Raw genomic sequence first — 25,425 nt, 5'->3', positions numbered from 1 at the left:
ATAACAAACTGATTGACTGAACTGGAAGGCAAAATACAATCACAAGGCCCATTACCAACAAACCATGTACAGTCGACGAAGCCCTTGTGTTACCATACAGGCACTCAACCATGCTTGACCTACGGATAATCACAGGATTGCTGTTAGGAGTCTTGCTCCTCTCCCCATCATGGTCTTCCCTTAGTGCCGACACAGCTCCATCGACCCATGTATTTGAAGCCTGGCAAGTGTTGGACGTTCACAGTCGACGTGTCATCCCATTCGACGAATGGATCAACGTGCTGGCCCTACAAGATGTGATCTATCTCGGTGAAGAGCATCGGAATCAATGGCATATTGAAGCTGCGCTAAAAGTCTTACATGCCATGATTGACAGGGGACGACACCCGGTCCTGGCAATGGAAATGTTTGGATGGGACGCGCAAGCCGGACTGGATCAGTATGTCATGAATACGGAAATTGAACGGGATCAATTTCTCAAGGACGCACATTGGGAACAGAATTGGGGCGGGGCCTTTCAGGATTACGAGCCCCTCGTTGCCTTTGCCCGCACCCGACAAATGCCTATCCTTGCCCTGAATCCACCGCGTCCACTTGTTCGCAAGGTCGCCACGCAAGGATGGAAGAAGGCCATTACCGATCCCGAGATGATCACTTGGGGAATGAAGGAAGAGCCGATCGTCGAAGACGCGGCCTATCGTGGCGTGATTCTGAAGCAGCTTCAACTGTGCCACGGCGGTCTTCCGGAGGAGGCCTACGAGCGGATGTACGAAGCGTCGATGTTCCGGGATGAAGGCATGGCAAAAACCATCGGTGAAGCCCTGCGCGCGTCGCTCGGCCACAGCCCCTCCAGCCCGGGTCCGATTGTGAGCTATACCGGAGGCGGACACATTCAATACCAGTTGCCGATTCCCAAGCGGGTGGTCCGCAAACGTGCGGGCGAAGTCCAACAGAAGACTGTCTACATGACCTCCTTGCAACCTGATCGCCCTGAGGAAGTGCAGGACCTGATCCGCGATGCCATTGCCGATTATGTGTGGCTAACCCCGATCAGCGCCAGCGGCCCAGCGAAACGCTGTCGATAGACAGCAATGGCCCTTCGTCCACTCAGCGCCGCCCGTCGCTAGACCGAACCATGTCGACGTCCCGAAGAGGTCTTTACTTGACACGATCATAGGCGACAGGTACACATATTACGTAGGTAGAGCGCATGCGCCATCCTCCTGGAGATGGATTGAAATGAAGGGGAAAATTGCGTGCTCGGCACAGCGTCTGAGTCTATTGGAGCCCCCCATGATCAAGTCTGTAGTCGATGGCTCCGCCTTTCATGTTGCCAATCAATACCGCACGGAAAACCGTGTTCGCATCACGGATGCGGACGAACGACAAATTACCTCGGTGGTCATCGGAAACTCAGGTGTCTATCAACTCTCAATCCAACTCAAAGACGGGACACTCACCACGAAATGCACCTGCCCGCTGAATGAACAACCGCTTTGCCGCCATTCCATCGCAGTGTTGCTGGAATATCATCGGTGGGCACAAGTGAAGGCGGCCCCTCGTTCCACGTCAAAATCCGCCGCAGCTCCGATGGCGGCACCACAGGGTGTCACTTCGTCCGCGCTCGATATCAAACTGAGTGAGGTCACAATATTCATCGAGTGGCTCCAAGCAAGTGTCCGCGCCCTGGGACAGGGGCATCCGTTGCCTGAGGCGCCCGCACTAGGCGCGGGAGAGGTGGTGAATTGGATCAAAGCCGTGCAGAGCCTGGAAGACCGGCGGCGGCAAAGCGAAGAGAAGCACGCGACGCTCGAGGAAGATGTCCGGGCACGAGAAGGCCACCTCAGTCGCTTGACGCAGCAACTCCAAACATCGATGGATGATACGAAAGCTGCTCAAGCGGCCTGCGACGCTCTTCGGGTCGAACTCGCAGGACACGCAGCGACCTATACCAAGTTAGCCGAGCTGGTCAAAACTTTGGAAGGCGTCGAAAATCAGGTGAAGCGCATCGCCGGGGATTTCACGAGCAACATGTCTCAGTTGGAGGGACTGTCGGCGTCCTTAAAGCAAGCCTCTACCGTCCTTCAGTCTCTCTCTCCAAAAAGTTAGCGTCCTGCCTTCTCTTGCCCGGACGAAGAGCCCTTGGCCGTCACGCGCATGACTCCGACGTACAGCACGCATAAGAGCAGGGCGAACCCCCCGATTAGATAGGAACGTGCCTGCATGACGTGGACAAGGCGCCTCGGATCCTGCACAAGATCGGGCTGATCCCCCAATATCGCCCCGCCAAACCAAGCCAGCACCGCACACCAGAGCGCCGCCCCGACCAGGGTCATCAGACTGTAGACGCCAAACGGCATTCGAATCAATCCGGCTGGAATCCCGATCAGATGGCGAACCACGGGCACGAGCCTGGCAAAAAACACGCCTCCCGCTTCATATCGTTCCAGCCATCGTTCAGCGCGAAGCAACTTGTTTTCGGGACAAAAGATATAGTGACCATAGCGGACCAAAAGCGGGCGACCCAGCCACCGAGCGCCCCAATACGTGACGGCCGCACCCAAATAACTCCCTAACGTCCCGGCGAGCACTACCCCCAGCATGTTGAAACGTCCTTGAGCAGCCCAGTAGGCAGCGGGGGGAATGACAATTTCGCTGGGAATGGGAAAGATCGAGCTTTCGAGCGCCATCAAAAGGATAATGCCGGGATAGCCCCAATCGTGGACCCATTGAAACCAGACCGCGACCCACTCTTGCATGCCTGCCCCCATGAAAGATGAGTGGGCGATTGTACCCCCGAAGCAACCCCTAACACCAGGCATGAGGAGAACCTTGCAGGTCCCCTATTGCCTCTTATTCCTATCTTTCTGTACAATCCGGCTCGTTTGTTCGGAATAGTCGGGTGGCAAGCCAATAACCGATAAAGGAGGGTCCCTTCCATGAGCAGACTCATCGCTGGAATGATAGGAGCCGTCACATCCGTTGTTCTCAATGGCTCCCTAGCTCTTGCTAATGCACCTGCAGGGGGCGGCGCGCCTGATTATAGTGGCGTGACCGGACTATACTACACACTGATCGGGCTTATTCTCGTTTATGGCGTGTACGACGCATTCTTCAAGAAGTCGTGATTGATTCACACGTGCGGTGGTAAGCGGCAATTATCTGACAATCCCCCCATCGAGAGTCATCTGTGGAGCTCGTGTCAGGAATGGCGTCAGCACCGGCCAAAGATTGTCTACGATCACGCGATAGCCATCCCCGGTCGGGTGAATACCATCGGCCTGATTGAGTCTGGCTTGCGCTCCCACCCCTTCAAGGAAAAAGGGCATCAGGGCAATATGATGCGCTTGAGCCAGTCGCGTATACACCGCTTCGAATTGAGACCGATACTCCTCTCCGTAATTGAGCGGCAACTTCATGCCGGCGAGGATTATCTTGGCACCGGTGGACTTCAGGCGTCTGATAATGGCGTCTAGGTTATCGTACATCTGATCGAGTGACACGCCACGCAGTCCGTCATTGGCCCCCAGCTCGAGAACCACGATCTTTGGCTGGCTCTTCATGACCCAGTCCACGCGCCGAAGCCCACCTGCCGTCGTATCACCGCTGACGCCTGCGTTAATCACCCGATAGCGGTAGCCGCTTTCATCCAATCGCCGCTGTAGTTGCGAGGGATAGGACTCCTCGGCCGGGATACCGGCACCTGCTGTCAGGCTATTACCGAACGCGACGATTTTGGGCCGTTCTTCTCGTGCCGGCTCGTGCGCAAGACCCGGCTGCATGGTCACATCATTTCCCAATCGTTGTCCAACTCCGTCGTGCGGCGGCTGCCGAAGCGGCGGCGGATTTTGGGACGAGGGCGATGGACCCGAAGGAGCTTGCTCGCATCCCCAGAGATTCGGCACGAGAAGAGCGAGCAGCACCCACATGCTCCAGCTGTGCAGCCAGTGCAACCTAGTCATGATCTGTGACAAGACCCATAGGGTAACTCGAACAGCGATCGTACAGTATAATATACCGTTCACCCACACGGAGAAGGATCACCGAGAAACATGATCGACGTCTCACATGTGACGATGCGTCTCAGTGGAGGCGGGCATGCCTTGACTATTTTGGACGATATCTCACTTGCCATTCCTGAAAAGCAAATGGTGGCAATTGTCGGGCCGTCGGGCAGCGGCAAATCTACCCTACTAGGGTTGATCGCCGGGCTCGACAAGCCGACGGCCGGCTCGATTCGGCTCGACGGTGTAGAGATTACTACCTTGCGCGAGAGCGAGATGGCTCGCTATCGCCGTCAGAAGATCGGGTACATTTTCCAATCGTTCCATCTCATTCCAACCCTGACCGCATGGGAGAATGTGGCAGTCCCATTGGAGTTGACCGGCGAGCGACACGCCAGATCACGCGCGATTGACTTACTAACGGCCGTCGGCCTCAAGGATCGGCAGTCCCACTATCCGGTGCAGCTTTCTGGAGGCGAACAACAGCGCGTGGCGGTGGCCCGCGCGTTTGCATGTCGACCTCCTATCCTTCTCGCCGATGAGCCCACGGGCAACCTCGACTCGACGATAGGACGGCAGATCATCGATCTCCTCCTTGCCTTACATCGTGATTATGGCAGCACGCTGGTCCTGGTGACACACGATTCGGAATTGGCGTCCTTTACGCAACGGATCATCACGCTGCGAGATGGCCGTGTGGTGTCGGATCAACCGGCGGCTGTGTCAAAGGAACCGTAATGCCCTTCGTCATCAGGATGGCATGGCGGGAGACCCGCGCGGCATGGCGACATTTTCTCTATTTCTTTTTCTGCATTGCACTGGGAGTCGGCACACTAGTCGGGATTGGACTGTTCGCCGCCAATGTCGAAGGCACCGTTGCGCGAGAGGCGCGAGGCTTGATGGGCGGCGATCTGGAGGTCCGTCTCACCCGACCCATCAGCACCGATGGATACGACATCTTGCGGTCCCTTCAGCATCAAGCAATTGATGTTCTCCATGTCAGCGAACTGGTTGCCATGGCGTCCCGGCCTCAACGTCAGGCATCTCCTACGCCTCCGTCGTATGCCGTCCCCACGCAACTCATCGAATTGAAGGCAGTCGAACGATCCTACCCTTTCTACGGCACGCTGAAAACCGAGCCCCCTCGCCCCGTGTCGGAACTGACCGCACAACAAAGTGGGAGCTGCGCGGCGGACGGAAGGGCGGAGAAGACCGGTTGTTATGGGGCCATCGTACAAGAGTCTCTCCTGATCAAGATGGGATTGCAGGTTGGCGATGAGCTCAAAATCGGCCGGGCGGTGTTGACGATCACGGGCACGCTGAAGCATGAACCGGATAGAGTCGCCAGTGCCTTTAGCCTCGGGCCTCGCGTGATGATATCCCAAGAGGCTCTGAAAGCAGCTGACCTCGTGAAACCAGGCAGTCGTGTACGAGAACGTTATCTTCTCCGCGTGCCGTCTGAAGTTCAACCCGAACCCTTGCTCGCCGGATTGCGCCAGCGGCTCATCGGCGACTCAGCCCATGTCTCGACATTTCGCGAGGCACAACCTCAACTCCGCCGGTTTCTCGATCAACTGACCCGCTATTTAGGTTTGGTTGGGTTAACCGCCCTGTTCGTCGGGGGAATCGGCGTAGCGAGTACCGTCCATGCGTTTGTAAAAGACAAGCTCAAGACCATTGCGGTCTTAAAAACCCTCGGGGCGGACTCGGGCACGGTCATTCGAACCTACCTCGTTCAGGCACTGTGTCTCGGTCTTATGGGTAGCGTGGCGGGTGTCACCATAGGCGCCTCACTGCACCACGTTATCCCAACACTGTTCGCCGGCCTGCTCCCAACGGATCTGCTGGACCTGTCGGTCAGGCAAAGATCCCTGTCTGCCGAGCCTATCCTGAAGGGCCTGGCCCTCGGGGCAGCCACGACTCTACTCTTTACCCTGTGGCCTCTGCTGAGCATTCGAGAGATTCGTCCTGCGCTTATCTTTCGAACCGAGAGTATGGGTACGGAGCAGGACGATGATTCCCCACAGCGGAGATTCATATGGTTGAAACATCTTCGAGATCCGGTGCGTTGGGTTACGGTCGTGCTGGTCGCCATCGGACTGTCCGGACTCGCCGTGTGGCAGGCTCGATCCATCTCTATCGGAATGATGTTCATGGGCGCATTGGTGGCGGCTGTGCTGCTTCTGACTCTCGCCGCCAACATGGTAATTCGATGGCTTAGGATCGCCGGATCGTCGGCGTCTTTGACGGTTCGCCATGCCATGAGAAATCTAGTGCGACCCGGAAGCCAAGCGACGAGCATTATGATGGCCGTCGGCATCGGGGTAATGATAATCGTTACCATCTCGCTCCTTGAGCAGTCACTCATCAGACAAATCGGAGCAAGTAGACCGGTCAATGCGCCGACCTTTTTCTTTATTGATTTGCAACCGGATCAGAGAGCCGCATTCGAGCGCCTGATTCACGAGCGCTTTTCGCACGTCACCCCGGAATTGACCCCTTTGGTTCGCTCGAGACTCCATGCTGTGAATGGACAGCCAGTCCCCATTAATCAAGACGACGAGCGGGAACGGCGAGGCGAGCGAAACGGCGAGCATGGAAAATCGTGGTACTTCACCCGGGAGTACGTGCTGACCTTTCTCGATCGACTTCCTAAAGACAATGTGGTGGTTAAAGGAGACTGGTGGGGACGTCCAGTGAACACTCGAGGGCCATTGGTTTCAGTGGAGGAAGATGCGGCTCGGCATCTCGGCGTAGATACCGGATCCCTCATCGAATTCGATATCCAAGGAACAGTCCTTCCGGCAACGGTGAGCAGCATCAGAAAAGTAGAATGGAATAATTTTTCAACGAATTTTTTTATGATCCTCTCCCCGGGCTCCCTGGAAGGCGCCCCTTTTACCTTTGTCGCGACCGTGAGAGTGCCGCCGCGGGAAGAAGTCCTGCTTCAGCAAGCGGTCATCGAAGCGTTTCCGAACGTCACGGCCATTAATATTGGCGAGGTCATGGATACGTTTGCGCGGGTGCTTGAACACCTCTCGATCGCCATCCGGGCCATTGCCGTGTTCTGCGTGCTGGCAGGCAGCCTTGTCATGGCAGCGGCACTCGCAACCACGCGATATCGTCGCCTGTACGAATCCGTGATCTTTCAGGCTCTCGGCGCCACGCGAACCCTGATCGCTGGTTCCTTTGCCACAGAATATGCCTTCATGGGAGCGGTGGCCGGCCTTATCGGAACGGTGCTTGCCAGCGTGCTGTCATGGGGTGTTCTCCATTTTGTCTTCGATCTGCCGTGGACGCTTCAACCGGGGGTGCTGCTCGGCGGCCTTTTTATGACCATGATCCTGACCCTCGCCGTTGGCTTTCTCAGTACCTTTCGCATACTAGGTCAGCCTCCACTGGCCATTCTGCGCCATGAATAGCTTGTCCGTGTAAGACTGACATAGTGATGGGGCAAAAGGACGCCATTCGTTGACCACTGATGGACAAAGTGTTTTCGAGCGGATAATGTGTCCCAAAATAAAAGACGCTTTTTATCAGTAACTTCCAGCATAACGGCACAAGCTTCCCACTAGAGCCCCAGCGTAAATCGCCCCATAGTGATTCTGTCAGACTAGGCCCGCTCAGAACTGCAATGTGGCCTGATCTCACTGAATTGAAATAGGTTTTGCATTGTCGGAGTCATCAAGCCAGTGAGACGACAGTCTGGCTTCCAAATTGCCATAGACATGAACGTGATTTCACACACACGCGGGGACACGATGCTTGAGACGAATGGATGTACCGCAACGACGGATGGGGACGAGGACCCGACGGCCGGCGGCAGGGGATGGCGGTTGATGACGACCTGGAATTTTGGCTGGCTGTGGTGGGGCCAGGTGACTTCCCAGGTCGGTGAAGGTTTGAATCGGGTTGCTCTGCTGTGGTTCGTCTACGAACTGACTGGATCTGCCCTAATGATGACGATGATTGGGCTTCTGCAAACGATTCCCCCCTTGCTCTTCGGCCCGGTCATTGGAGTCTATCTGGATCGTTTGCCGAAAAAGGCCGTGATGGTATGGGTGGATCTCACGAGAACGGTCTTGACCTTCTCGATCCCGGCCTTGTATGCGCTAGGGATACTCTCGATTCAATGGCTGTACGTCTTGATCTTTCTTACGTCCATTGTCTCCACCATCTTCGGGCCAGCCTTGGTGTCGATCGTGCCATTACTGGTCAAGAAATCGGAACTCGTCTCGGCTAATGCGCTGGTCCAAGGCACGAACAATATCGGAACACTGGTGGGACCGGCCATCAGCGGAGTCGGCATTGCTCTCATCGGTGCCCAGAATGTGCTGTTCGTCAACGCCGCGACGTTTTTGATTTCGGCGCTATGCTTGATGCCGATTCGAGTGCCCGCAGGACTGCAAAACATCGCGAGGTTAGCCGGTGAACATTCGGGAACGGTGATGCAGGAGCTTCGGGCCGGCTTCAGCTTTGTGTTTGGTCGCCAGCATACGGTTTTTCTCCTCGCCGTTATTGCGGCCCTGTATAATATCGGCGCCAGTGCTTTTGTTTTTCTTCTGCCGGTCTATGCCAAAGAGTCTCTGCAGGTCGGCCCCGCTCAATTGGGCTGGCTGTGGTCGGCTCTCGGGGTCGGCATGTTGCTCGCGTCAACATGGCTGGCCTCCGTTCGCCAAGGGGACGTGCCCAACCGATTGCGTATTATTGCACGCGCCATGACCGTCGGCGGCCTGGCGGTGGTAAGTTTGAGCATGCTTGAGACCACCCTGTTTGCTGCCGGGCTCATCATGATCATTGGCGGTTCAACGGCGCTCTTTTACCCTGTCGTCTGGGCGCTCCTCCAAGAAATGACCCCGGAGCATATGTTAGGGCGCGTGCTCACCACATTCAGTACGGGTTCCATGGCCTCAGCAATGGCCGGGATGACAGGATTCGGGTGGGCAGCGGACGCAATGGGGCCAGGAGTCAGCCTCGTCGGCCTCGGTCTGGTTCTTTTGCTCACAGCCGTAGTCGCTGCGCAGTTTAGTCGTCTCACTGCGGTACAGCCGGCTGCTGTTGCGTAATGCCGCATGTTGCGGCATCCACCATGCTCATCGATTCCGATCGACTCCAAAGAACTCACGCAAGCCTCCTCATCGACGCATACCCTCAGTCGTAGCGCCCCATGGTTGTTGACGCGCGATTTCCGCCTGGTATGGTGGAGTCAACTGCTGTCACAAGTGGCCGATGGAGTGAGCAAGCTGGCTTTATTGTGGTTTGTGTACTCCGTCACGGGCTCCCCCGTTAAAACGACGATCATCGGCGTCTTACAAACAGTCCCGCCCATTCTGTTCAGCCCGCTCATCGGGGTGTGCGTCGACCGATTTCCGAAAAAAATGATCTTAATCACAACCGACGTAGCACGCGCCATCTTAATCGGCGTCATCCCCTGCATGATCTCTGCAGAACGGTTTACGGTAGAGTCGCTATATCTCTTGGTCTTTCTCTATGGAATCGCCACGGCGATGTTTGTTCCTACGCTCTCCTCGTCCGTTCCCTTTATGGTGTCCCGCCCGCAGTTCACCGCGGCGAATGCTTTGCTGCAGAGCACGACCAGTATCGGGATCATCATGGGTCCCGCACTCAGCGGCCTTGGCATCGCCATGTCCGGCTCGCAGGAGGTGTTATGCCTCAACGCCGTGACGTATCTGGCATCGGCTGTCTGCTTGCTGCCGATCCGGCTGATCTCCACCCCGCCTGCAGCGCGACCTGACGACGCAATGAAGGCACTCATGCGGGAACTCATTGAGGGCATGCGGTATGCGTTCGGACATCGCAGTATTCTGCTTATCATTCTCATGGCATCGCTGTATACCTTCGCCGCGGGCGCGTTCACGACCTTGTTTCCGGTCTTTGGGAAAAAGCTATTGGATCTGGGTCCCATCGAAGTGGGGTACCTCTGGTCATGGCTCGGTATCGGCCTTCTGCTGGTCTCGATCGGCCTCGTGCCGCTGACGACATGGGAAATGCGCCGGCGGCTTCAGGCTATCGCACTGTCCAGCATTATCGGAGGAGCGGCCCTCTGTGCGCTGGTCTGGGCGCACGGGCTGTTGTCGGCCACATTGCTGGTCTCGATCATCGGCGTGGGACTTGGCATGTGGACACCGATTGCGTGGGGCTTGATTCAGGAAATTTCACCCGCCCACATGGTGGGACGGGTAATGTCAATCTATACGGCAATCGCGACGGCGGCTTCGATGATTGGGATGACCGCCTTTGGTTGGATTATCGAAGCGTTCAACGAACGAACCGGGCTGCTCGGAATCGGCATAATACTCTTTATCCTTGCGGCGGTGGCCGCAGGTTTTAGAGATGGGGTCGTGAAGGAGCACACGTAGAGTCTGCTTATCATAAACAGCCGTGGACCGGTGCTTCAATCAGGACGATCCGGCTTAAATATTACGGTGTGCTGAATGTGTTGAGATATGCAGCTAATGCCTTCCCATCTCGTTCCCGCAATGTGACTCCGATGTGGAGTTGCTCCAAATACTGTTCTAAGGTTTTCCCGCCGAGATCGATTTTTCGCTCCTGAAAGAATCCTCGCACATCGCCTTCCAATTCAGGGGTGACGAGGCCGGTAATTCCTTCGCACATCCGACGCAGCCCATTCTTGGGATAGAGACGGTCCATCGTATCCCATTGGTTCTTCACAAAGTCCCAGGCCAGCTCACGCCCATACACACTCGCCATGACCATGCGCACAATAAACGGCGCATCCTGTGTTCGAATCTCGCCATTGACTGACTTCCTGAGCGTCTGTTGAATCAGCTCCGTGGGACGAAAGAGTGCGAGCGAGTAAAGATAGCGCCGTTCTTCCTGTGGAGTAGTCGCATGCTGGTATCGATGAACATACTCTTGATACCGGGCAGCATCGCCAATATGGGCAAGCGTTGCAATAATGGCCGGCATGACATTGGGGTCCACTGAATCGGGGTTACCATATAACTCTGTCGCTCTCTGCTGAATGGCATGATCGTTCCCAAGCGTTCCCAGGGCTCGAATGATTTCACCGCGTAGCTGTTTGGTCAGCTCACTTTCTCCTTCCTTGGGGGTCCAGCCGAGGTCGGTGAAGACGGGGCCGATTCTATCGCGGACGAGCGCTTCGAGCTTCGGCCGACGAGATTCATCGAGAACGCGGTTCAAAGTGTGCAATGATCCGATGATGATTTCCCAGATATTTTTATCCCGATCATGTTTAAATTGAGCGGTCAAATCGAGATAGTCTGTTATCGACATCATGCCCGCGACCGTCGCCGCCCAGGCATCGTTCACGAGGTTGAAGCGCTCAATCGCCGTGAGATTGGCCGACGTCCCAACCATGAGCCGCTTCAACAGTTCAGGCGTATATCGCACTCGATAGAAGCCATGTCCCTCTTCATTGAGGACGACGGATTCGAAGCCTGGCGGCAAAGTGAGCTGTGTGCGCTTCTCGACGAGGAGAAGCCGACGCAACTCAGTCTTCCCGTTCGCAATGATCCTCATCTGCACCGGCACCTGCCAGTGTTGGTTCGCTTCGACAGCTGAACCGGTGAGTGGCTGCGCCAGATAGGTGAAACGCTGTTGCTCGATGGTGAGGCGGTCGCCCTCCTGTATGACTTCCAGGATCGGATACCCTGGCTTGAAGATCCAGGCGTTCATGACATCCGGAACCGGTTGCTCGGCCGCATGGCCGAGCGCAGTCCAGAGGTCACCGGTATCCGCGTTGTCATACGCGTGCGCGCGCAAGTATTCGCGCACGCCGTCGCGGAACACATCGGCGCCAATATACTGTTCAAGCATGCGAAGCACCGACGCGCCTTTCTCATATGTAAGCACATCGAACATAGCATCGGCATCTTTCGGTGCGATGACCGGATATTCGATCGGACGCGTACTATGCAGACCGTCCACACTCATCGCCGCGGCTCGCGATGCCCCGAATGTGACCCAGCGTTGCCACGCGGGTCTCCATGCATCGACCGCTGCCATTTCCATGAATGTGGCAAACGCTTCATTCAGCCACAGGCCGTTCCACCAGCTCATCGTGACGAGATCGCCGAACCACATGTGCGCATTCTCATGTGCCACCACATCGGCAATACGCTCCTGTTCGGCATGAGTCGCCGTGTGTTGATCCACGAGCAAGGCCGTTTCTCGAAACGTGATGGCGCCAAAATTTTCCATGGCTCCTGAAGCAAAGTCCGGGATGGCAACTAAATCCAATTTGTGTCCGGGGTAAGGGATGCCGTAGTACCGCTCAAAGAAATCCAGTGAAAAAGCGCCGATCTCAAGAGCAAATTGCGTGAGGCGCCTTTTCCCAGGCACCGACCAAACCCGCAGCGGGGTGGACCCGACAAACACGGGCTCCGTGGACTCAAGTTCGCCGACCACAAACGCCACTAAATACGTTGACATGCGAATCGTGTCGGCAAATTGAAGGACTTTTTTGCCGTCTTCTCGTCGCTCGGAAACAATGGGCGTATTGGATACGGCGGTCAGCGATGGATCCACCGCCAGTGTCGTGGCAAAGACGGCTTTAAATGCCGGCTCGTCCCAACAGGGAAATGCACGCCGCGCGTCGGTCGCTTCAAATTGCGTGGCGGCCAACGTTCTGAGATTTCCATGTGCATCGTGGTATGTACTGCGATAAAACCCGCGCAGCTTCTCGTTAAGAATCCCGGTAAAGGAAAGAGATAGCTTCCATGCGCCTGGCTGAAGCGTCGTGGGAAAATAGATGCGACAGCGTTCCGTTGCGGGCTGAAGTTCAATCGAGCCTTCGTGTTTGACGTTCGCCTCGTTCTCGATACTCGCTTCCCGAATGTGTAAATCAACCGCATTGAAGACGACCTCAGAGGTCGATTCGCGCACCGTCAATGCGACGATTTGTTTGCCTGCAAACGTGCAAGTGTTCAGGTCTGGCTCAAGCCTGAGCTCGTAACGGGTCGGAACGACATGTTGTGGAAGCCGGTATGGATTCACTGACCGTTCACTGGCTGGTGCCTCATTCATATTCACCCCAGAAGGTATTCGGATGCCATACGGCTCGGCATCCGTCGCGACCACTCGTTGAATGCTGATCGTGCGATGAAAAGTGTAGAAGGCTGACGCTGATAGGCTATGGCAAAGGACAATCAGCGCTTGACGACGCGTCACAGGATTTCATTCACGTCTTCACTGAATTGACAGATCATCCCAGCGGCTTGTGCACTTCCACACCGTGTGAAGTCCCCACGATGAGAACGTCCGTCTGACCGACAAAGAGCCCACATTCAATCACGCCGGGAATTCGGTTAAGCCGTGCTTCAAGTTCAGCAGGAGCATCGATACGAGCCATGTGCAGATCCAAGATGTAGTGCCCTGACACGGTCCGAAACACATGCCCATTGCGCTCGCGCCGAATGGTCTTACCGCCAAGCTGCTCGATCGCACAGGCGGTATTTCGCCAACCGAATGGGAGCACTTCGATCGGAAGTGGGAATGTCCCGCCGAGTACAGGAACCTGCTTTGTCTCGTCGATCATAATGACCAGCTGTCGCGCGTTCGACGCCACGATCTTTTCCCGCAAGAGCGCACCCCCGCCCCCTTTAATCAGATGTAGCCGAGGATCGACCTGGTCCGCCCCGTCAATCGCCACATCGATCGGCCACAGATCATCATCAGTGAGCAGGGGGATGCCGGCTTTTCTGGCCAGCTCGGCCGTTTCTTCCGACGTTGGGACGCCTGTGACCCTCAACCCCGCCTGTACCCGCTGTTGTAGCGCAGCCAGCAAATGTCGGACGGTCGACCCCGTGCCAAGCCCCACAACATGGCCGTCCTTCACATAGTCCAGAGCCGCTTCCGCCGCGACCTTCTTCAACGCTTCTTTATCTTCCACTCTTATTCACCATCTTTCTCTTCCTCTTTCAAACCGTCAAGCCGCCGTCAGACTCCCTTCCCTGCGCCCGTCCAGCGAGCACAGTCCCGAGTCCCATCGTGCGGGCTACGGGAGCACAAAGAGTGGTCTGATGGCCGCGCCTCGTCAACCTTACTTTGCAGACTTCGCCGCGACCGCGGCCGCTCCAATCAATGCCGCGCGATCATTCATGATCACTCGCACGGGGATCGATGCCATGAGCTTTTTATACCGGCCTTTATTCGTGAACCCGCGCATAAACGACCCATCCTGCAATTTCGGAAGTAATTTAGGCGCAACGCCACCGCCAACATAGACCCCACTGAGCGACATAGATTTCAGCGCCAGATTTCCTGCTTCGGCGCCATAGATCGACGCGAACAGATCCAGCGCCTGCACGCCGATATCCGCCTGCTTCTTGAGCCCGACCTCCGCAATGACGGCAGCCGGGTCTTCCACCTGAATCCGCTCGGCCATCCACGTCGGTTCATTTCGTTTCGTATCGCGCAGAAACTCGTAGATCGCATGAAGGCCAGGACCTGATAACACTCGCTCCCAACTGACATGAAGGTAACTCCTGCGAAGATGCCGCAAGAGCTCGATCTCCAAATCGCTATTCGGACCGAAATCTGTATGGCCACCCTCCGATGGAATAGGACGGTACTGTGTACCATCCCAAAACAAGATCGCTTCCCCCAAGCCGGTGCCTGCCGCGATGAGGGCAATGGGTCGTTTCTGCGATGGTATTGTTCCCGCATTCAGCACGGTGATTTCTGCCGGTCTCAGTTCAAGAAGACCATATGCCGTTGCTTCGAGATCGTTCAAGAGCCGGACCGTAGGAATATCGAAGCGCTTCGCTAAGGCCCCTCCATCCACGATCCACGGCAAATTGGTAGTGTGGGAGCAGTTTTCAATCACAGGTCCCGCGACACCAATACAGGCAGCCGTGATCTTCACGGGTTCGGGCGGTTGCGCCTCTGGCAAGGGTAAGTCCGCCTCTTCTAACGATTCGACAGGCTCCGATTGAGGGGGATTGAGAAATTCAGACAGGATGTCTTCAAAGGATTTGTAGTCCGTGCTGATGTAGACCTGTTCAGTCAAAGGGTCCACCCGCTCGTCTTTCCAATCGAACAGGGCCAGCCGTGTCTTCGTCCCACCGATATCGCCTGCGAGTATCATGTACGCCTCATCGAATTCCTAACGTGTGTCGCCATAGTGAGGGCCGATGCCGCAGCCCGATCGAAGTACCAGATCAGTCGGCCCTCGGCCGGTTGGATCAATTTGGCCGGATAGCGGTTCGCATCCGCAGTATCGTCTTCCAACACGGCATGGACAGCCGGAGCTTTTTGCCCCCCCGTCACCATGAAGACAACCATGTGTGCCTGATTGATCAGCGGCGCGGTAAATGTGATCCGATTCGTTACGCCTGTCGGCGCCTGCGATGCGACGACGGCCCGGCTCTTCTCGTGTAGGGCCGGCGAGCCCGGAAACAGGGATGCGGTGTGACCGTCTTCGCCTAGACCCAGCAGGATCAAATCAAAGCGGGGCCACGCCGGAGGGTGGATCGCGAATTGGCGACGAATCGTCTCTTCATAACGACGGGCGGCCAGATCCGGTTGTCCGGCCTCACCTTCAATGCGAAAGACTTGCGATGGCTTGATTCCAAGAGGCTGAAACAGCGTGTCCCGAGCGAGCTTGAAATTACTTTCAGGATGATCTGGGGCCACACACCGTTCGTCGCTGAAATAAAATTCCACACGCGGCCACTCTACTTGAGTCGCAGAGTCGGGACTTGATAATCGGCCGTATAGCTTTCGCGGTGTAGAACCGCCTGATAACGCCACCCGAAAGGGGCGGTCCTGTGCTTCTCGCGCCGACCGGATGAACAACTCTGCCACTTCCTCGGCCAGTTTGTCGTCACTGTCAACTGTACGACTGTCATGCACGGAGGCCATGTGCGCGTTCCCGCTTCGGTTGAGCCCGTTTTGAGTTTCGACTGCCGCTTGGTTGTGTGTTCGTCAGTAACGCTTTTATATCAAGAGCCGGCTGCCTGCTGAGAGCGACGTGAACGACAGGACGTCCGTGCGCCTGTAGCGACTGGAGGTCTCCCACTGCCTGGGCTTGCGCCAAAATTCCGAATGTATAGGTTGAACCGGGAATGCGGACATCTCTCGAAGGTCTCTCCGTCAATTCAAGAAACACGCCTTCGTTTGGTCCACCCTTGTGCAGCTGTCCGGTCGAATGCAGGTATCGCGGCCCATACCCCGAGGTCGTGGCGACGCCATAACGCGTAACCACGCGTCTTCGAAATGTCGTCAACGCCGCATCTATCTTCGCCGAAGGGCGTAGATAGGCTAAGACGGCAAAGTAATTTCCTGGTTTGAGCTGTGCGTACAGCTCATCCAAGGTACAGTTGCTCTTAATATCTGGGAGACGTCCCTCACGCTCAAACTCGTCGAGTATACGCCTCGTGTTGTCCTTGCTTTCCTGCACATTAGGCTGGTCAAAGGGATGGATACGTAAATAGTGCCCCGCAATTGCCGTCGCGAGTTCCCATCGGAAAAATTCCGCGCCGAGATCAAAGCGATCTCGTAAGCGAAGCTGGACGACCGGCTGCCCGGCCCGTTTCAGGGTCCCCACATGATGATCGAGTTTCTCGTTGGCATCACCGTCGAGACGGAGTGCAATGAAAAGCCGATCCTGTCCATAGGCCGATGCCGGCACCATCGGTTCCTGTGCCACGGGAATCAATCCCTTACCTTCCTTCCCGGTACTCTCGGCCAGCAACTGCTCTGCCCACAGGCCAAAGGACTGGATTCTCGGCGACGTGACGAGCGTCACCTTGTCGCGCCGTGCCTGTCCGAGTATCCCCATGGCGGCTCCAAGAAACGCACCGGGGTTTTGCGGCGGGGGAATCGTGGGACAGCAGAGTCGTGTCATTGCAATGGCCCGCTCCAGGAGTATCTCCACATCGACGCCCATGAGTGCGGCAGGAACCAGGCCGAAATAGGATAAGACTGAGTAGCGCCCCCCGATATCGGGAGGGTTAAGAAAGGTGGTGCGAAAGCCGTGGTCATGGGCCAGAGTTCCCAGGCTCGTATCCGGATCGGTGATCGCTACGAATTGGTTGCCGCCGGAACCGCCTCGGGAGCGAGCCACAACCTCCCAAAAGTAGGCAAACAGCGACATCACTTCAATCGTGCCCCCGGACTTACTGGAAATAATAAACAGTGTCCGAGCCGGTTGGACCGCTGCGTGTACTTCCCGCACGGCGTCAGGTACAGTCGAGTCCAACACAAATGGCTTCAAAAATCCGCGCGATGCACCAAAGGTCTGCCGCAACACTTCTGGGCCTAAACTGCTTCCTCCCATCCCTAACACGACGACATAGCGGAATCCCTCATCGCGAACCGACTGGGCAAAGTGTTTCAGCACGCCCGCACGCTCCTGCATCTGTTCTGCGACGGTAAGCCAGCCAAGGCGATTGCTGATTTCCTTCCGCGTGGGCTTCCAGAGGCGATAGTCTTTTTTCCAAATTCGTTCAAGCAGCCGACGTTGCGCCATCTCCGCTAATGCCGCATCCACGAGAGCCTGGAATGGACCCAAATTGTGACTACGACTCACAGTCGACCTGCCTGGCGTGGATATGAGGATGAGGGAATCGTCCCCTGCATCTTAGGCCCGGCGATGACGAAACGCAAACCGGTTTTTAGTTATGAGGGCAGGTCGGTGCGCCCAATGATCAACGGCATACCATCCGTCATGGTCCACGCGAGGGATTGAGCGACCTCCTGTGCCAACGTAAGATGAATTCGGGCGGCGGTGGCGCCATCGGCCACAACCGCCATCCCAAGCAGGCCCGAGAATCGGATCCACCATTCCTCCACCAAGCCTCTCACCCAGGTCCATGGTCGTTCACGCGCAGACTGACCGACACTGAGGATGAGGCCTGGATCGAAGACGACATCATACCGATCCGGCATATGCTGAAGTTCAATCGCCGTGACGCCTGTATCAGTACTATCTGCCGGCGCGGCCTTGGGTCGGCTCACCGATGGCCGTGCACGCAGCCGAAAGACACCGGTCAGGGATCCCTCTCCTACTTGACGCCACGCTGCAATGGGCAGTCGGTGCAGCTCGATGCCGCGACTTTTAATCAGAATAACCTGCGCGGCCAAATCCAGTACCATATAGATTTGTGGGCGAGCGGCGAGTTTGAGTTCTTCCTCCATCAGCCGGTTCGCCTCGATGATCGCCGGCGCGCCACCCATTGGTTCGCGCAAAGTTTCACGCGCCATGAACGGTGATGGAAATATAGAGCCGTACAGCCCTATGAGAAGGAAGAAGAGCGCCATGGGGTGTCCATGAAGTGGGCGAGTATACCAGAATGAATCAGAACGGTGGACCGGCGGGGCGTTAAAAAATCATGAGCGGCGTCCCGACCTTGGTCAGTTTATAGACCGTCTTCAGATCGTCGTCACTCAAGCGTATACATCCATGTGTCACATTTTTCCCTAGCAAGCGCGGATAGAGCGTTCCATGGATAAAATAGCCCTTGCCAAACCCCAAGGCATAGTCACCTAAAATGCCCGGTTCAAGGCGCTCTGCTGGATTGGACGGGATGCTCATACCCTCTTCTAAAAACGCCCAGTCCGGCTTCACCCACACGGGATTCGTCAATCGTGACTGAATCGTGAATCCCCCTCGGGGCGTATCAAAGACCCACTGTGACCCCGGCTGACCGGGTTTATCTAAAATCGTTCCACTTCCGGTGGAAGCGACAGCGGTCAGCACCGTGTCCTTGCCTCGTTTCACATACAATTGATTGTGCGCCGTATCCACAACGATATAGTGCCCGGTTGGTGCCAGCTGGTTTAATTTCTGCTTGAGCGCCGCATGGCGAGCGAGAAGGGGTTGGACGCGTGTCGGGGAAGATAAACCGCCATGAGAATCGCCAACGACGTCAGTGTCACCGGCCGGTGTCCCCGCAAGAAGTGGAACTATTGCTAAAAGGATGAGCCCCAGACCGGCCATCTGAAATCTCATCCTTCGCGGGAACATTGCGGTTATCCCTCTTCGATTTGATCGAGCCCGGCTAAGGCCAAGGCAATTGAATTGGTGAGATTGATCGCTCCAACAATTGTCACCGGGGTGCCGGGCTCGACCACTCGAAAGATAGCGTCCATTTGCCAATTTTCCAGCATGATACAACCGAGCGTCTGATTCATGAGGATATCATTCCCCCCATGAATTTCGATTTCCCCTCCGATGAAGGCATCGGCCGGTATCCGGCCGCTATGACGCGCCTGTTGAAATCGTCGACGGTCTTCAGCATTGGGATAGTTGAGCAGCAAGGCCCGATAGAATTGCGTTTGCCCCCGGTCGCGCTTCCGAATGATGTGATACTGGCCTTCAGGAGTCGCACCATCGCCCTGGTAGCGCTTTTCGAGGATGCCATTGTATCCAAGCCGGACGGGATAAGAAAGGACGGAGCGACCATTCCGGTAGACGGTCAATCGCCGGTCGGCTTTGCTGACAACAATCGCCGACGTATGGTGCGTGCGAGACCAGTCGATGGTCTGCTGAGCAATCCGACGCCAGGCACGGACCCGACGTTCATCGGCATAATGGCCTAGCGTAGTGGTGAGAACGGCCGTCTGAGTTTCCATCATGCCGGCGGCTTGCTTCACGACATGTTCTGACCGGGCATAGAATCCTTGATCGAAAAACGAGCGGGCCTGATGCAAGAGGAGAGCGGTCTCGACCGGCTTTCGGCCAAGCACCACACGGCTCCCCATTTCGTCGACACGGCTATTGAACGCACGCAACCGTCCCTCAAGGAGCGCCAAGCGAGTCTCCGTCTCCAGACGTCTCGCGGCGCGTTGCGTTAGAGATTGCGCAACCGCCTCTTCGGCCTCAACACGCAGGTTCTGAAGGGAAGCCAACAACGGGTTCGACTCCCAAGGCCATACGATCTCATCCTCTGCCGCTTGAAGCTGTCCTCGTAACGCGACCCAATGTTTGACAAACCGCCCATAGGCCTCCGGGGCATACTCTGCGCCTTGCGACTCGACGAGCTGCCGATCCAGCGATTCGATCGCCTCGACCACGTCCGAGGGCACTTTCTCGATACACCCCGGCAAAACGAGCAGAACTACGCTCAACAGGCCGGTTGCGAGATAGGACCTTCCGATGAAACGCATGTCATTTCTTCTTGCTCGGCTTTGCTTTGTGCACCTTCGCCAATGCACTCTCAAGTTCCGCCGAGACTGCCTGACTCTTTTCCTGAACGGCCTTCGCTTTGACTTGGGCCGCCTGATAATCCTCTGTGTCGATGCTTTTTTGAATGTCGGGCAGCGATGTCGCCAGACCGTCTATGTCCGCTTTGATGGCTTCAAGCGCGGCTCGATCCTTTCCCACCGGCGCTTTTGCCACAAGGTCTTGAGCAGCCGTGACGGCTGATTGAGCCGCTTGCTGAGCTTGCACGGCGGCGGCCTTCGTTTCTTCTTTTCTTTTCGCGGTCTCTGCCGACACACGTGTCGCCTCGGTTTGAGTGGCGGTCAACACCTGCTCCGCCTTTTCATAGTCCCTGAGAAAGCCGAACTTGGCATCTTGCTCCGCGACCTCATTCTTCGCATTGTTCAACGCGCTTTCGAGTTTAGCAAATTCTTCCGGCGCGTATTTCGGTGCTCCGGCCGCACGAGCGTCATTAACAGCCTTTTCGGCCGCCGTCACTTTTTCAGTAGGCGCTTTAGCGCACGCCGCCGACAGTAACAGCATGGGGACAACCGCGAACATCAACAGGCGCTTCATCGAGGACCCTCCGGTGTATTGTAATGGCAGACTGGATGTGAGACATACATGAAAACCGGCACGCTTTGCCAGTCGAGCAAAGCGTGCCGGCCTCACGTGATGATAGTTACTTCTTCTCGGACTTGGTTTCGGGCTTCTTGTCGGCCTTCTTCTCTTCTTTCTTGCCGGCTGCTGGAGCGGCAGGCGCAGCCTTCTCATCGGCCTGAACAAATGCCACACCGACAAAGCTCAACCCAACGACCAAAGCCATCATGGCAACTAATGCTTTCATTACATTCACCTCCTTTCATGGGTAGCGATCTCGCCTCATTAATAAAGGCGGCACATAAACCTGGAAACGACCACTGCAATCGTGGCGCCACCAAAGCTGAAAATAATATGCAAAGAAATTCAAAGAGTTTGCCGCATTGCTTATGAAGTGAGCACACGTGAAGGCCTCTTCCACTGTGGCCGTCTCGCACGAGAACAACAAAACCGCCCCATAGGACGAACGTGGACGCATTCATGCACTTTTCATACGCCTTTCATTGACAGGGTGAGAGACCGTCCTATATGATGCAAGACGGTTTTTCGAAATATTTGGAGGCGTTTTCATGTCAGCGACATTCAGACAACCTTCGAACCTGAAGCGAAAACGAGATCACGGGTTTCGAAAGCGCATGAGCACGAAAAACGGTCGGAAGGTCTTGGCTCGGCGGCGGGCAAAGGGACGCGCCCGTTTAGCTGTCTAGAGACCGTTCTCCTGGACGAATTCCCGAGATGGCTGGCCCCTCCACATCTCGTCTCCTCTTTCTTCGACAGAGCGCAGATATTGACCGGGTGAAAAAACTCGGACGTCGCTGCCAGACGTCTCTGTTCACTATGCTTACGTACCAGTCTGGACTTCCATGCACCCGCGTGGGCATCGTGGTCGGCAAGCGATTTGGCCTCGCCGTCATGCGGAATCGAGTCAAGCGCGTATTTAGGGAATTAGCACGGAAAAACTGTCTGGAATTGGTTGAGGGGCAAGACGTCTTATTTTTTCCGAGACGAGAAAGCTTACATGTGAGACATGCGCTCTTGCGCCAAGCGTGGGAAAAGGCGCTCCAGCAAGAAGGGATATTGATACCGTCGATGGACAAAGGATGCGATACTGCTGCATCACACTAATCACGTTCTATCAGCGATGGGTTTCGCCGCTGTTTCCTCCAGCCTGTCGATTTGAGCCGACGTGCTCGCACTATGCAGCCGAAGCCGTGGAGCGACATGGGGTTATCCTGGGGCTCGGCCGGGCTGTGTGGCGCCTTCTCAAGTGTCACCCGTTTCATCCGGGTGGGTTTGATCCGGTTAAATAAGCTGCTGGATCCACCCTCACGATGCCAATCGACAGGCCTCCCCAGAGTAACTCAGCACACATTAGACAGAATGCATCTCGCGTGAACTAGACCGGAGCAGACAGACTATGGAAAAGAGGGTTATTGTATTTCTGATCCTCTCGTTAGCGATTATTATTGGCTACGATTATGTGCTCAAGCAGGCGGGAATTATTCCGGCGCCCGCTGAATCCGATCAGCTCACCGGGTCGGACCCCTCAGCCTCGAAGCCGCAGGACTCGACCGCGCCGACCCTGGATAAAAAGACATCTACTGAAACGGCTCACACTCAGACAACGACTTCCTCGTCAGGATCGCAGGTCGCTCCCCTTGAGTCGGCTTCCGAGGAACAGACTCAAGAGGTCGTGACGGACCTCTTCCGCGCCGTATTCTCAAATCGTGGCGGTGTGCTCACGAGTTGGGAACTCAAGCGCTATACGACGGCCGACAAAGACCGGCCTCAGCCGATTCAAATGGTGTACCAGGGAGGCAAGTTTCGAAAGCCGCTTGCCCTGCAGACCCTAGATCCTGCCCTGACGACCCGATTGAATGAAGGGCTCTACGACATTCAACGGGATTTCTCTTCGCTCGATGCCGCCCATCCGACCGGTCATTTGACCTTTAAGTATGCGGATCCTCAGTCGGGATTGCGGGCGGTTAAGGAACTGACGTTTCATCATGATACGTATGTTGTGGACATTGCTGTCCGGACAGAAGGAGTCAGTGGTCCAGTCGATGTCGCCTTAGGCACGAATTTCGGGATTGTCGAGTGGGGTGAGGGGTTTATCGGCCTGATAGGACCGGCAACCAAAGTCGATGATCAAATCGTGAAAGACGCGCCCGACGCTGAAGTGGAACGAAAAGGCTCTGTAGGTTGGGTCGCACTCCAGGACAAATATTTTCTGAGCGTCTTGATCCCGCGCAATGCCTCGTCGGCCGTCATTACGAAGGAAGGGGATAAGTTATTCTCTTCCGCGGTACGTTATCCGGCGCAGAACTCGACGGACGCATTGATGTCGCTTTATGCCGGTCCGAAAGAGTTCGACACGCTGAAGTCGTTCAACATCGGCCTAGAAGACACGATCGATTTCGGCTGGTTTATCTATGGCAGCTGGGGCATTGTCAAAGCGGTCGCGAAGCCGCTCTTCTCCGTTCTCCGATTCATTAACGACTACACGCATAACTACGGCGTGGCCATCATTCTCCTGACCGTCTCGATCAAATTGCTCTTCGTTCCGCTTCAGTACAAGAGCTACAAGTCGATGAAAGACATGCAGTTGGTCCAGCCCAAGGTGGCCGCGCTGCAGGCGAAATATAAGGACGACCGCGAGCGCCTGAATAAGGAGTTAATTAAACTCTATCGAGATCATAAGGTCAATCCGGTCGGCGGCTGTCTTCCGATGGTGCTCCAGATGCCGGTCTTCGTGGCATTGTTTAACATCCTCTACATGACGATCGAACTGCGACAGGCGCCATTCTTTCTGTGGATCACCGACCTGTCGGCTCAGGATCCCTATTACGTCTTGCCGATCATTATGGGCGTCAGTATGGTCATCCAGCAGAAAATCATGCCCACGACGATGGATCCCACGCAGGCCAAGATCATGCTGTTACTGCCCGCCTTCATGACCTTGCTGTTTTTATCCTTTCCGGCCGGGCTCGTTCTGTATTGGTTAACCAACAACGTGATCACGATCACTCAACAATTCGTGACGGACCGGTACATCTTCAAAAAGCGGACGACACCGTCACCGTCGGAGTCAGCTCTCACGTCGGAAGACGGACATAAATCACCGAATAAGAAAAAGAAGATAGAGTCGGCCGCTAAGCAACCTGTTTCAGCGAACCTCGACCAACCTGATGCGTGAGCGTCCCCATGGAAGACACGATCTGCGCAATCGCCACTCCGTCCGGCGAGGGCGGCATCGGTATTATCCGTGTCAGCGGAGAGAAGGCCATTGAAATTGCCTCGGGCATCGTTCGACTCAGATCGGGTCGATCGCTGTCCGACGTGCCCAGCCATACCTTGTGCCATGCCGACATAGTCAGTGCGCTTTCCGAAGGCCCCGTGAGACGTGGATCTGGTTCCACGCCGATCGATGAGGCGCTTGCCGTCGTCATGCATGGCCCACGTTCTTACACCGCCGAGGATGTCGTCGAGATTCACTGCCACGGCGGACCTTTCGTGCTTCAATCCCTCTGTGAGGCGCTGGTGACCGCAGGGGCTAGGCTGGCACAGCCCGGTGAATTTACAAAACGGGCTTTTCTCAACGGCAAGTTGGATCTGACACAAGCTGAAGCCGTCCTCGATACGATCAGGGCAAAGACGGCCACCAGTCTTCGATTAGCTCAAGAACAGTTGCGCGGCTCTCTCTCGAGGGAGGTCTATCGTATCCGCGAGCGCCTGATTCACCTCCTCGCACACGTTGAGGCCGCAATCGACTTTACCGAGGAAGGCATTACGTTCATTCACGAACGTGAACTGCTTCAGGGAGTGCAGTGTACCATCGAAGAACTGTCCCGTTTGGTTGAGAGTTACCAGGAAGGACGGATTCTGCGTGAAGGGATCACGGCTGCCATCGTCGGTCGACCGAACGTCGGCAAATCAAGCCTCCTCAATGCCTTGCTGCAAACGGATCGGGCCATCGTGACGCCCATCCCGGGCACCACGCGAGATGTATTGGAAGAAACGCTTAATATTCGTGGCGTACCGGTTCGCCTGCTAGATACAGCGGGGCTTCGGGACACGACGGACCTCGTGGAACAGGAGGGCGTACGCCGCAGTCGATCGGCCATGGAGGAGGCTGACTTGCTCATTGTGTTGCTCGATGGCTCCTGTCCACTGGAGCCGGAGGATCGCGCCCTCTTGGCATCGGGACGCGACAAGGACAAGAAGGTCGCCCTCGTGATCAATAAAACCGATCTGCCGACGGGGATTTCCCCTGAGGATCTTCAAGTCCTGCGACAATCCGTTACCGCCGAAGCGACGGTCCGGATATCCGCGAGGACTGGAGCCGGATTGGATGATCTCCGTGACACGATACGAAATCTGGTCCTGCATCCGGAGTTCGAACCCGACGAGAGGGCAGTCGTGACGGCGCTTCGCCATCGAACCGGACTCGTCAAGGCGACCGAGGCGCTGAACAGATCCTTAGAATCGATCACGTGCAGGCTTTCTTCAGAATTCGTCGCGCTAGATCTGCGCGGTGCACTTGATGCGCTCGGTGAAATCACCGGCGCCACGACAACAGATGATATTCTCGAGCACGTCTTCAGTGAGTTCTGCATAGGCAAATAGTCGGAAACGGACGGGGACGGGAATTGGTCTCCCTCTGTTGGTCTG

The 25,425-nt window shown here is 56.0% G+C and carries 24 protein-coding genes; 12 read left to right on the top strand and 12 right to left on the bottom strand.

The window, feature by feature from the left end; all coding sequences use genetic code 11:
- Positions 1-110 precede the first annotated feature (110 nt).
- Together ACWHYZ_RS01525 and ACWHYZ_RS01520 are read left to right on the top strand one after the other, a co-directional pair.
- Positions 111-1,085 carry a ChaN family lipoprotein gene (locus tag ACWHYZ_RS01525; RefSeq protein ID WP_447985541.1) on the top strand — a complete coding sequence of 325 codons (975 nt, stop codon included), beginning with the start codon at positions 111-113 and terminating at the stop codon, positions 1,083-1,085.
- Positions 1,086-1,293: 208 nt separating this feature from the next.
- On the top strand, positions 1,294-2,109 hold the full coding sequence (locus tag ACWHYZ_RS01520; RefSeq protein WP_447985540.1) for an SWIM zinc finger family protein: 816 nt from the start codon (positions 1,294-1,296) through the stop codon (positions 2,107-2,109).
- Here the strand turns inward: ACWHYZ_RS01520 and ACWHYZ_RS01515 are convergent.
- Complete coding sequence (locus ACWHYZ_RS01515) at positions 2,106-2,759, bottom strand: DedA family protein (RefSeq protein ID WP_447985539.1); 654 nt, start codon at positions 2,757-2,759, stop codon at positions 2,106-2,108. The genes ACWHYZ_RS01520 and ACWHYZ_RS01515 overlap by 4 nt on opposite strands.
- 180 nt (positions 2,760-2,939) lie before the next feature.
- Here ACWHYZ_RS01515 and ACWHYZ_RS01510 point away from each other — a divergent pair, with 180 nt between their 5' ends.
- Positions 2,940-3,128 carry a hypothetical protein gene (locus ACWHYZ_RS01510; RefSeq protein WP_447985538.1) on the top strand — a complete coding sequence of 63 codons (189 nt, stop codon included), beginning with the start codon at positions 2,940-2,942 and terminating at the stop codon, positions 3,126-3,128.
- A 30-nt stretch (positions 3,129-3,158) separates the two neighbouring features.
- Here ACWHYZ_RS01510 and ACWHYZ_RS01505 read toward each other — a convergent pair whose 3' ends face one another.
- Complete coding sequence (locus ACWHYZ_RS01505) at positions 3,159-3,923, bottom strand: arylesterase (RefSeq protein WP_447985537.1); 765 nt, start codon at positions 3,921-3,923, stop codon at positions 3,159-3,161.
- Between the two features lie 129 nt (positions 3,924-4,052).
- Between ACWHYZ_RS01505 and ACWHYZ_RS01500 the strand changes: the two genes are divergently transcribed.
- The 4 genes from ACWHYZ_RS01500 (at position 4,053) to ACWHYZ_RS01485 (ending at position 10,384) form a co-directional block, all read left to right on the top strand.
- Positions 4,053-4,742: an ABC transporter ATP-binding protein gene (locus ACWHYZ_RS01500; protein ID WP_447985536.1), complete on the top strand. Its 690-nt coding sequence runs from the start codon at positions 4,053-4,055 to the stop codon at positions 4,740-4,742.
- Positions 4,742-7,426, top strand: a complete 2,685-nt coding sequence (locus ACWHYZ_RS01495) for an ABC transporter permease (protein WP_447985535.1) — start codon at positions 4,742-4,744, stop codon at positions 7,424-7,426. The genes ACWHYZ_RS01500 and ACWHYZ_RS01495 overlap by 1 nt, the downstream gene beginning before the upstream one ends.
- A 306-nt stretch (positions 7,427-7,732) precedes the next feature.
- Positions 7,733-9,070, top strand: a complete 1,338-nt coding sequence (locus ACWHYZ_RS01490; protein ID WP_447985534.1) for an MFS transporter — start codon at positions 7,733-7,735, stop codon at positions 9,068-9,070.
- Between the two features lie 6 nt (positions 9,071-9,076).
- Positions 9,077-10,384, top strand: a complete 1,308-nt coding sequence (locus ACWHYZ_RS01485; protein WP_447985533.1) for an MFS transporter — start codon at positions 9,077-9,079, stop codon at positions 10,382-10,384.
- Positions 10,385-10,445: 61 nt separating this feature from the next.
- Here the strand turns inward: ACWHYZ_RS01485 and ACWHYZ_RS01480 are convergent, their stop codons facing one another.
- The 10 genes from ACWHYZ_RS01480 to ACWHYZ_RS01435 all read right to left on the bottom strand — a co-directional run bounded on the left by ACWHYZ_RS01480 (position 10,446) and on the right by ACWHYZ_RS01435 (position 21,001).
- Positions 10,446-13,178, bottom strand: coding sequence for a M1 family metallopeptidase (locus tag ACWHYZ_RS01480; RefSeq protein WP_447985532.1), 2,733 nt, complete (start codon positions 13,176-13,178; stop codon positions 10,446-10,448).
- A gap of 34 nt (positions 13,179-13,212) precedes the next feature.
- Positions 13,213-13,899 (bottom strand): ribose-5-phosphate isomerase RpiA, encoded by a 687-nt coding sequence (gene rpiA / locus ACWHYZ_RS01475; RefSeq protein ID WP_447985531.1) that lies wholly within the window; start codon positions 13,897-13,899, stop codon positions 13,213-13,215.
- A 150-nt stretch (positions 13,900-14,049) separates the two neighbouring features.
- A complete protein-coding gene (gene glk, locus ACWHYZ_RS01470; protein WP_447985530.1) occupies positions 14,050-15,096 on the bottom strand; it encodes a glucokinase in 1,047 nt (348 codons plus the stop codon).
- On the bottom strand, positions 15,093-15,872 hold the full coding sequence (gene pgl / locus ACWHYZ_RS01465) for a 6-phosphogluconolactonase (RefSeq protein ID WP_447985529.1): 780 nt from the start codon (positions 15,870-15,872) through the stop codon (positions 15,093-15,095). Before pgl ends, glk begins: the two co-directional genes overlap by 4 nt.
- Complete coding sequence (locus ACWHYZ_RS01460) at positions 15,856-17,541, bottom strand: glucose-6-phosphate isomerase (protein WP_447985528.1); 1,686 nt, start codon at positions 17,539-17,541, stop codon at positions 15,856-15,858. Before ACWHYZ_RS01460 ends, pgl begins: the two co-directional genes overlap by 17 nt.
- Before the next feature lie 89 nt (positions 17,542-17,630).
- Positions 17,631-18,272 carry a hypothetical protein gene (locus tag ACWHYZ_RS01455; RefSeq protein ID WP_447985527.1) on the bottom strand — a complete coding sequence of 214 codons (642 nt, stop codon included), beginning with the start codon at positions 18,270-18,272 and terminating at the stop codon, positions 17,631-17,633.
- Between the two features lie 61 nt (positions 18,273-18,333).
- Positions 18,334-18,951 carry a L,D-transpeptidase gene (locus tag ACWHYZ_RS01450; protein ID WP_447985526.1) on the bottom strand — a complete coding sequence of 206 codons (618 nt, stop codon included), beginning with the start codon at positions 18,949-18,951 and terminating at the stop codon, positions 18,334-18,336.
- A 32-nt stretch (positions 18,952-18,983) separates the two neighbouring features.
- Positions 18,984-20,120: a L,D-transpeptidase family protein gene (locus ACWHYZ_RS01445; RefSeq protein WP_447985525.1), complete on the bottom strand. Its 1,137-nt coding sequence runs from the start codon at positions 20,118-20,120 to the stop codon at positions 18,984-18,986.
- Between the two features lies 1 nt (position 20,121).
- Positions 20,122-20,730 carry a hypothetical protein gene (locus ACWHYZ_RS01440; RefSeq protein ID WP_447985524.1) on the bottom strand — a complete coding sequence of 203 codons (609 nt, stop codon included), beginning with the start codon at positions 20,728-20,730 and terminating at the stop codon, positions 20,122-20,124.
- 106 nt (positions 20,731-20,836) lie between these two features.
- Positions 20,837-21,001 (bottom strand): hypothetical protein, encoded by a 165-nt coding sequence (locus ACWHYZ_RS01435; protein WP_447985523.1) that lies wholly within the window; start codon positions 20,999-21,001, stop codon positions 20,837-20,839.
- 322 nt (positions 21,002-21,323) lie between these two features.
- Here ACWHYZ_RS01435 and rpmH point away from each other — a divergent pair, with 322 nt between their 5' ends.
- The 5 genes from rpmH (at position 21,324) to mnmE (ending at position 25,380) form a co-directional block, all read left to right on the top strand.
- Positions 21,324-21,461 (top strand): 50S ribosomal protein L34, encoded by a 138-nt coding sequence (gene rpmH, locus ACWHYZ_RS01430; RefSeq protein ID WP_447985522.1) that lies wholly within the window; start codon positions 21,324-21,326, stop codon positions 21,459-21,461.
- A 28-nt stretch (positions 21,462-21,489) separates the two neighbouring features.
- A complete protein-coding gene (gene rnpA / locus ACWHYZ_RS01425) occupies positions 21,490-21,879 on the top strand; it encodes a ribonuclease P protein component (protein ID WP_447985521.1) in 390 nt (129 codons plus the stop codon).
- Positions 21,855-22,064, top strand: coding sequence for a membrane protein insertion efficiency factor YidD (yidD, locus tag ACWHYZ_RS01420; RefSeq protein ID WP_447985520.1), 210 nt, complete (start codon positions 21,855-21,857; stop codon positions 22,062-22,064). The genes rnpA and yidD overlap by 25 nt, the downstream gene beginning before the upstream one ends.
- A gap of 107 nt (positions 22,065-22,171) precedes the next feature.
- The gene (gene yidC, locus ACWHYZ_RS01415) at positions 22,172-23,950 is read left to right on the top strand and encodes a membrane protein insertase YidC (RefSeq protein WP_447985519.1); all 1,779 of its coding nucleotides are present in this window, start codon (positions 22,172-22,174) and stop codon (positions 23,948-23,950) included.
- Between the two features lie 8 nt (positions 23,951-23,958).
- Complete coding sequence (mnmE, locus tag ACWHYZ_RS01410; RefSeq protein ID WP_447985518.1) at positions 23,959-25,380, top strand: tRNA uridine-5-carboxymethylaminomethyl(34) synthesis GTPase MnmE; 1,422 nt, start codon at positions 23,959-23,961, stop codon at positions 25,378-25,380.
- The last annotated feature ends 45 nt before the right edge of the window (positions 25,381-25,425 follow it).

Source organism: Nitrospira sp. Nam74 (assembly GCF_965152615.1).
Note: the sequence above shows the minus strand (reverse complement) of the source record. Positions and strands in the feature narration are given on the sequence as shown.

Coding starts and splice junctions, on each gene's coding strand:
- ACWHYZ_RS01495 (WP_447985535.1), top strand. CDS start 4,742: ATGCCCTTCGTCATCAGGATGGCATGGCGGGAGACCCGCGCGGCATGG.
- ACWHYZ_RS01435 (WP_447985523.1), bottom strand. CDS start 21,001: ATGAAAGCATTAGTTGCCATGATGGCTTTGGTCGTTGGGTTGAGCTTT.
- ACWHYZ_RS01520 (WP_447985540.1), top strand. CDS start 1,294: ATGATCAAGTCTGTAGTCGATGGCTCCGCCTTTCATGTTGCCAATCAA.
- pgl (WP_447985529.1), bottom strand. CDS start 15,872: ATGGCCTCCGTGCATGACAGTCGTACAGTTGACAGTGACGACAAACTG.
- ACWHYZ_RS01525 (WP_447985541.1), top strand. CDS start 111: ATGCTTGACCTACGGATAATCACAGGATTGCTGTTAGGAGTCTTGCTC.
- yidC (WP_447985519.1), top strand. CDS start 22,172: ATGGAAAAGAGGGTTATTGTATTTCTGATCCTCTCGTTAGCGATTATT.
- yidD (WP_447985520.1), top strand. CDS start 21,855: ATGCGATACTGCTGCATCACACTAATCACGTTCTATCAGCGATGGGTT.
- ACWHYZ_RS01510 (WP_447985538.1), top strand. CDS start 2,940: ATGAGCAGACTCATCGCTGGAATGATAGGAGCCGTCACATCCGTTGTT.
- ACWHYZ_RS01515 (WP_447985539.1), bottom strand. CDS start 2,759: ATGCAAGAGTGGGTCGCGGTCTGGTTTCAATGGGTCCACGATTGGGGC.
- mnmE (WP_447985518.1), top strand. CDS start 23,959: ATGGAAGACACGATCTGCGCAATCGCCACTCCGTCCGGCGAGGGCGGC.
- ACWHYZ_RS01440 (WP_447985524.1), bottom strand. CDS start 20,730: ATGAAGCGCCTGTTGATGTTCGCGGTTGTCCCCATGCTGTTACTGTCG.
- ACWHYZ_RS01500 (WP_447985536.1), top strand. CDS start 4,053: ATGATCGACGTCTCACATGTGACGATGCGTCTCAGTGGAGGCGGGCAT.
- ACWHYZ_RS01490 (WP_447985534.1), top strand. CDS start 7,733: ATGAACGTGATTTCACACACACGCGGGGACACGATGCTTGAGACGAAT.
- ACWHYZ_RS01450 (WP_447985526.1), bottom strand. CDS start 18,951: ATGGCCGGTCTGGGGCTCATCCTTTTAGCAATAGTTCCACTTCTTGCG.
- rpmH (WP_447985522.1), top strand. CDS start 21,324: ATGTCAGCGACATTCAGACAACCTTCGAACCTGAAGCGAAAACGAGAT.
- ACWHYZ_RS01455 (WP_447985527.1), bottom strand. CDS start 18,272: ATGGCGCTCTTCTTCCTTCTCATAGGGCTGTACGGCTCTATATTTCCA.
- glk (WP_447985530.1), bottom strand. CDS start 15,096: ATGATACTCGCAGGCGATATCGGTGGGACGAAGACACGGCTGGCCCTG.
- ACWHYZ_RS01445 (WP_447985525.1), bottom strand. CDS start 20,120: ATGCGTTTCATCGGAAGGTCCTATCTCGCAACCGGCCTGTTGAGCGTA.
- ACWHYZ_RS01485 (WP_447985533.1), top strand. CDS start 9,077: ATGTTGCGGCATCCACCATGCTCATCGATTCCGATCGACTCCAAAGAA.
- rnpA (WP_447985521.1), top strand. CDS start 21,490: ATGGCTGGCCCCTCCACATCTCGTCTCCTCTTTCTTCGACAGAGCGCA.